Origin of the sequence: Desulfonatronospira sp. (assembly GCA_003563255.1) — a bacterium.
Lineage (GTDB): Bacteria > Desulfobacterota > Desulfovibrionia > Desulfovibrionales > Desulfonatronovibrionaceae > Desulfonatronospira.
This window is the reverse complement of record PWSL01000260.1, coordinates 1-6,715: the sequence shown is the minus strand read 5'-3', so window position 1 is coordinate 6,715 and position 6,715 is coordinate 1. Positions and strand designations below refer to the sequence as shown.

At 50.6% G+C, this 6,715-nt stretch carries 6 protein-coding genes; 5 read left to right on the top strand and 1 reads right to left on the bottom strand.

The genetic code is table 11. The annotated features are described in order from the left end of the window. Positions 1–273 precede the first annotated feature (273 nt). The 5 genes from QZP87_RS07590 to QZP87_RS07570 all read left to right on the top strand — a co-directional run bounded on the left by QZP87_RS07590 (position 274) and on the right by QZP87_RS07570 (position 4,994). Positions 274–813, top strand: a complete 540-nt coding sequence (locus tag QZP87_RS07590) for a pyruvate ferredoxin oxidoreductase subunit gamma (RefSeq protein WP_291322318.1) — start codon at positions 274–276, stop codon at positions 811–813. Between the two features lie 13 nt (positions 814–826). Then, entirely contained in the window at positions 827–1,111 is a 285-nt protein-coding gene (locus tag QZP87_RS07585) for a 4Fe-4S binding protein (RefSeq protein ID WP_291322317.1), read from the top strand. A gap of 69 nt (positions 1,112–1,180) precedes the next feature. After that, complete coding sequence (porA, locus tag QZP87_RS07580; RefSeq protein WP_291322316.1) at positions 1,181–2,356, top strand: pyruvate ferredoxin oxidoreductase; 1,176 nt, start codon at positions 1,181–1,183, stop codon at positions 2,354–2,356. Positions 2,357–2,396: 40 nt separating this feature from the next. Next, positions 2,397–3,299, top strand: a complete 903-nt coding sequence (locus QZP87_RS07575) for a thiamine pyrophosphate-dependent enzyme (RefSeq protein ID WP_291322315.1) — start codon at positions 2,397–2,399, stop codon at positions 3,297–3,299. 615 nt (positions 3,300–3,914) lie between these two features. Continuing rightward, positions 3,915–4,994, top strand: coding sequence for a DRTGG domain-containing protein (locus QZP87_RS07570; protein WP_291322314.1), 1,080 nt, complete (start codon positions 3,915–3,917; stop codon positions 4,992–4,994). A gap of 99 nt (positions 4,995–5,093) precedes the next feature. Here the strand turns inward: QZP87_RS07570 and QZP87_RS07565 are convergent. After that, positions 5,094–6,715, bottom strand: a 1,622-nt coding sequence (locus tag QZP87_RS07565) for a methyl-accepting chemotaxis protein (RefSeq protein ID WP_291322313.1), incomplete at its 5' end; no start/stop codon positions are given.

Sequence of the window (6,715 nt, the reverse complement as noted above, 5' to 3'; positions counted from 1 at the left end):
TAAGAAGCGGCTGGAGCCGCAAGAACTAAGCGTTCCCAGGCTGGAGCCTGGGAACGAGAGGTAACCAGGAACCGATTTTAACGACCAACATGTTTGTTTGAAATTTGTGCTAAGCGCCTAAGGCGATTAAAACTGATATTATTCCGGACATTCGGCATCCTGGAAATTGTCAATAAACACAAGAAGTTGCCAGTGAACTTTTGACTGTCAAGCTTTAATGTCAATTAAATTTTTTTGATTCAGATTAACCCTAAACTCAGGAGTTGAATAACTATGTGGGAAATCAGACTGCATGGCAGAGGAGGCCAGGGAGCTGTGACCTCGGCAGAGCTTCTGGCCCGCGCCGCTATTTCCAGGGAAAAGTTCGCTCAGGCTTTCCCCAGCTTTGGACCGGAGAGAAGAGGAGCACCAGTGCAAGCCTTTGTGCGTGTGGACACCAAAAAGATCCGCAAAAGGGAAAAAATTTATCAGCCGGACATGGTCCTGGTACTGGACCCTTCTTTGCTGGATGTTGTCAACGTGGCTGAAGGACTCAAGGAAGGCGGGGTGGTTGTGGTAAACTCATCCCAGGACAGTGCAGAGCTGAAAAATAAGCACGACTGGCCCAGGGCTTACAGCGTCGACGCCACCAAAATAGCTATGGAAGTACTTTCGGTGCCGATTACCAATACCACTATGCTTGGAGCTCTGCTCAAGGCTTCAGGCATCCTGGACCCCCAGGACATGGAAGAGGTTATCATGGATCGTTTCGGTCCTAAACTTGGCCCCAAAAACTTTGAGGCCCTCAAAAAAGCCTTTGAGATGGCAAACTAAGCAGGAGTTGAATATGGCTAATTTAGCATTATGCGCATGGCAAAAACTGGAACTGGGTACAGCCATCACCGAACCGGGAAATGCCGCACAGCTCAAAACGGGTGACTGGAAAACCCTGCATCCTGTGACTGACCAGGAAAAATGCATCAAGTGCGGCATGTGTAGTGTGTACTGTCCCGAGTTCTGCATTCACGAAGACAGCGAGGGATTCTACCCGGCTGATCTTTTTTACTGCAAAGGCTGCGGCATCTGCGCCAACGAATGTCCCAAGAAGGCCATCACCATGACCATGGACTGACACCCGGGTTGAACAGAGTCTGCAGAGAGCAAATTTAATAACCATCCATCATTAATAACGGAGGAAACAATGAGCAAGGCTATCGGGTTGGAAGTCTCGCTGGCCATCGCGGAAGCAGTGAAGCAGGCCAACGTGGACGTAATTTCAGCCTATCCCATCACGCCTCAGACCCATATCGTTGAAGAGCTGTCGGTATATGTCGCCAACGGAGAACTGGACGCGGAATACATCCCGGTGGAATCCGAGCACTCCGCCATGAGCGCAGCCATCGGCTCCAGTGCAGCAGGCGCCAGGTCCTACACAGCTACAGCGGCACAGGGACTGGCCTACATGCATGAAACCCTGTTCATAGCTTCGGGCATGCGCCTGCCTATAGTCATGACTGTGGCCAACAGGTCTCTTTCCGCCCCCATTTCCATCTGGAACGACCACAGCGATATAATGGCTGAACGGGATATTGGCTGGGTGCAGCTTTTCGGAGAAAACGGGCAGGAAGCTTACGAACTGTCCATTATGGCCTTCAAGATCGCTGAAGACCACCGCGTGCTGTTGCCGGTATGTGTAAATATCGACGGATTCATCCTCACACACATGATCGAGCCGGTAACATTCATTGATCAGGCCAGAATCGACGAGTTCCTGCCGCCCTTCAAACCCGCCCTGACTCTGAATCCGGAAAAGCCGGTGACTATGGGCCCTGTGGGCGTACCTGAAGTGTACACTGAATCCCGCAAGCAATGCGAGCAGGCCCTTTGGAGATCCCACAAGGTTGTCCGGGAGGTGTTTGACGAATGGTATAAAAAATTTGACCATGAGTACAAACTCATCGAGAAAAACGGCGACCTTCAGGGCAAGACATTGTTTGTTACCATGGGATCACAGGGCGAAACCACCATGAACGCCGTGGAAAACCTGCAGTCCCAGGGAGAATCCGTAGGCCAGGTGCGCATTCGTCTCTGGCGGCCTTTCCCCAGGGAAGAATTTCTGGAAGCCATTAAGGGAGCGGACAGGATCATCGTTATTGACCGTGCCTTGAGCCTTGGGGCGTACAGCGGACCTGTGGCCCAGGAGATCCTGGCCCTTCTTTATTCCCAGGAGATCAGACCCAGGGTGTACAACATAATTGCCGGCCTTGGCGGCCGCGACGTGACCGTCAACGACTTCAAGGAAATGTATGCCCAGGCCCTGAAGGACAGCCTGGATCCAAACTATACTATATGGGGGGTATGTTCAGATGCTAAATAGTAGCGCCCTAGAAAACTTGGAAAAAATAACCCAGAAAAACATGCCCAAAGAGGACATGATTTCTCCGGGTCACAGGGCCTGCCAGGGATGCGCCGAAGTACTGGCTTTGGCCATGGTCATGCGTGTGGCCGGGCCCAATACCATTGTAGCCAACGCCACAGGGTGCATGGAAATCATTACCTCGCCCTTTCCCCAGACCGCCTGGAAGATTCCCTGGATGCATGTGGCCTTTAATAATACCTCTGCAGTAGCCGCCGGGATAGAAGCCGGGATTAAGGCCCTGGAGCGCAAAGGCAGAATTCCCGCTAAAAAGCCTAATGTCATTGCTGTAGGCGGCGACGGAGCCACATTCGACATCGGGCTGCAGGCCCTGTCCGGTGCCCTGGAACGAGGACACAACTTTGTTTATGTCTGCCTGGACAACGAAGCCTATATGAATACCGGTGTACAGCGCTCCAGCGCTACACCCCTTGGTGCCATGACCACCACTTCCCCGGTGGGATCAAAATTCCAGGGCCAACAGACCTGGAAAAAGGATATGCCCGGCATTGCCGCCGCACACAACATCCCTTACGTGGCAACTGCCAATCCGGGATTTCACCTGGACCTGATGAACAAGGTCAAGAAGGCTCTCACCGTTGAAGGGCCTGCATACCTGCATATTTACTCTGCCTGCCCCACTGGCTGGAGGAGCAAACCTGAAAAGAGTATAGAGATCTCCAAACTGGCTGTGCAGACCAACATCTTCCCCTTGTACGAAATTGTCCATGGCAAACTGACTATTACCAAGAATATCAAGAAGCCCAAGCCGGTTGTAGAGTACCTCAAGACCCAGAGAAGATTTGCACACCTCAAGGAGCCTGACCTGCAGTTTATTCAGGAGCAGACTGACGCCTACCTGGCCAGGCTGCAAAAGCTTGAGGCCGATTCAGCTTCTTCATAAAAGCCAGCCCAACCCAGCACCCGGTCAATATCTTTCCGGGTGCTGCAAAACTTTTTTTCATGACCATCTGCTTGTTCTGTCCATCTATTGACATTTTCCGTCTTATCCTGTTGGATGACTAGAGCAATGCACTCAGAGCAGCATTGTCCTTTCATTGAACCTTTTTGAATTTTACCCGTCTATGATTAGCGCTTATGATTTTATTCACAAACTTGTGTTTGCAGCACTTTTCTTTATAAAGACGTAACTGTTCACTTGAGCATTAAATGGTTAAGATAAAGAATTCAGACGGTTAAAACTGATAATATTTTGAAGATTAAAAATACAGCGAAACTTAAAAAATTATCCTGTCTCAATTGGGGACAGGCACCCCCTCACTAATTAGCGTTTTAATGGTTACCTGGAACCAATCAGAACCCCCTGCTGGATGCCGGACGGCACCCCAGCCGGCTGTATGCCTGCCTCTCCGACAAGCAGTCACGGGTCTTACGAGTCAGAGGTGGAGCAGTAAGCCTGTTGACCATGATTTTTTGCTCAAAATACCTCAATCATCGGAACTAGCGCTAAACAGATGCAAATGACAAAATAGGGATAATAAATAAGGAGGATTTTACTATGGTCGGACTGTATATCGGATCTACGCATGGTTTTTCCGGCAAAAACCTGATCACTTTGGCCCTTGGAAAAAAATTCAAGGATGACGGCATCAAGACCGGCTACATGAAGCCTGTGGGAGCAGTACCCAGAGAGATTGAAGGCAAGATGGTCGACGAAGACGCCTACGAAGCACTCAAGTTTCTGGACATAAAAATTGACGATCTGAGCTCCATCACACCTGTCCTTATATCCCAGGACTTTATGCAGAAGGCATATACAGGCGAGTGTCTGCTTTATATGCAGGATATTAAGAAATCCTATGACCAGTTGAAAGGCGACAACGACCTCATGCTCATCGGGGGATCCGGTAGTTATCTGTATACCGGCAAATACTGCAACCTGGACGGCATGAGCATCAGCAGGGCTCTTGGATCCAAGGTCATACTCATAGACCGCTACAAGCAGGAACTTAACTACGATTACCTGATCGCAGCCAAGGAAATACTTGGAGACGACCTGGTGGGAGTAATCCTCAACGATGTACCTGAGTCTTTCATGCGGGAAGCCAAGGAATACATCACTCCAATGCTGGAGCACAGACAGGTCAATGTGCTTGGCATCATCCCCCACGATTCCCTCCTCAAGGCCATCAGCGTAGGTGATTTGGCCAAGGAACTGGGCGGAAGAGTCATATCCATGCAAAGCAAGGCCGATCAGGTCATTCAAAACTTTCTCATAGGTACCATGCAGATTGAGAACTTTATGGCCCACTTCCATAAAAACAAGAACTCTGCGGTTATCGTGGGCGGTGACCGTTCAGACCTGCATCTGGTGGCCATGGAAGGCAATTGCCCGTGCCTGATTCTTACCGGCAACATCTACCCCAATGACATCGTTCTCACCAGGTCCGAGGTGCTGGGCATTCCCATTATAGTGGCCCGCGAAGACACCTTCACTATTGCTCAGAAAATGGAAAAAATCCTCAATCGCACCAAACTCAGAGAGGAGGTCAAGATCAAGCAGGGTTGTCAAGTAGTCAATGAAAACCTGGACTACAAATCCCTTTACCAGAATCTGGGGCTTCAGGAAAAAAACTAACGCGGGTTTTGCCCGCAACCCAATGTATAGATGCGCCTGCAAAAAGTCAGTTTTTGACTTTTTGCAGTCACATCTTAATAACAAACATGAGTCTGCAGTTTACGTTTTTTTCAGGTCCTCGATGATCTTTTGCAGCTCACTGGCCTGCTGAGCCAGATCAGACACCGCCTGGGCCGACTGGTTCATGGCATCGGTGGTTTCCCTGGCAATGCGGTTGACGTCCTCCATACTTCTGTTCACTTCTTCACTGGCAGAGGACTGCTCCTCGCTGGCCGTGGCAATGGAGCGCACCTGGTCCGCCGCCTCCTGGGCCAGGTTCACTATTTGCTTCAGAGCATGACCGGAACTATTGGCCAGCTCCGTGGCCCGCTCCACCATCCGGGTTGCCTGTTCCATATTCTCAACATTTGAGTTGGTGCTCTCCTGGATGGAGGTTACTGTCTTCTCCACTTCCTTGGTGGCGTTCATGGTTTTTTCCGCCAGTTTGCGCACTTCGTCGGCCACTACAGCAAAGCCCCGTCCGGCATCCCCGGCCCGGGCCGCTTCAATGGCGGCGTTAAGAGCAAGGAGATTGGTCTGGTCGGCAATGTCGTCAATGACGGTCATCACCTTGCCGATCTCTTCTGATTGCCTGCCCAGGGTGTTAAGGCTTTCCTTCATGGCCCTGGTCTGCTCCTGCACTTCATTTATGGCCTCCACGGATTGCCTGACTATCTCTGCTCCTTCCTCGGCCTTAACCTTGGCCTCGTCAGCCTGCTCCGCTGCTCCGGATGCATTCCTGGCCACCTCAAGCACTGTGGCGTTCATTTCTTCCATGGAAGTGGCTGTCTCACCGATTCTGTTGGTCTGCTCCTCTGTTCCCCGGCTGGTCTGTTCCACCTGGGCGGCGAGCTCATCACAGGCAGAGGATACAGAGTCTGATACGGACATTGCTCTCTCAGCGCTTTCCTGTATTTTCTGCTGAGCCAGCTTTATCTCCGTCAGATCCACCTGGACTTCAAAGGCGCCTATCGTCCTGCCGTCCGAACTTTTAACGGGAGTGCTGTAATAAGCCATGTAGCAGGTTTTGCCGCCAACTGTCAGACTGGACTCATCATATTCCTGGCTGCCCGTGCTCATACACTTCTTTGTGGCGCATGTGTCCGTTCCGCAACCTTCCTTCCCGAATATTTCATGACACTTTCTGCCTACAGGGTCGGTTTTGCTTTCCTTGACTCCTTTTTCATTCATCCACAAAACAGTGCATTCATCATCCACAGTCATGGCCGATATGGGAAGGGTCTCAAGGTAGCTGGCAAGGGTGCCGGAAACATGGTTTATGTCCGAAGCCAGCCTGGCATAATCTCCCCGGAAGCGGTCTTCAGAAAGGGCCGCCCTTATATACCCGTGCCTTATGCTTTGGGTCATTTGCCCTACATCCCGGATGATCGCGTTGATGTTGTTCTGGACTTCATTCAAGGAAGAAGAAAGCCGGCCCAGCTCATCCCTGTTCTTGATATTCAAGTTTTCACCAAGCTCCCCTTTGGACATTCCCTCAACAAAGGATATGGTTCTCATCAGAGGTTTTAAGATGTTTATGATAAAAAAAACAACAATCGCACCTACAACCAGAACAATTACGCCAGTCCAGAATAAGGATGTATTTCGGGTTTCTCCGGCAATCTGTTGTACGTCATGGATATATACTCCAGTGCCCACGATCCATTCCCAGGGCTCAAAGC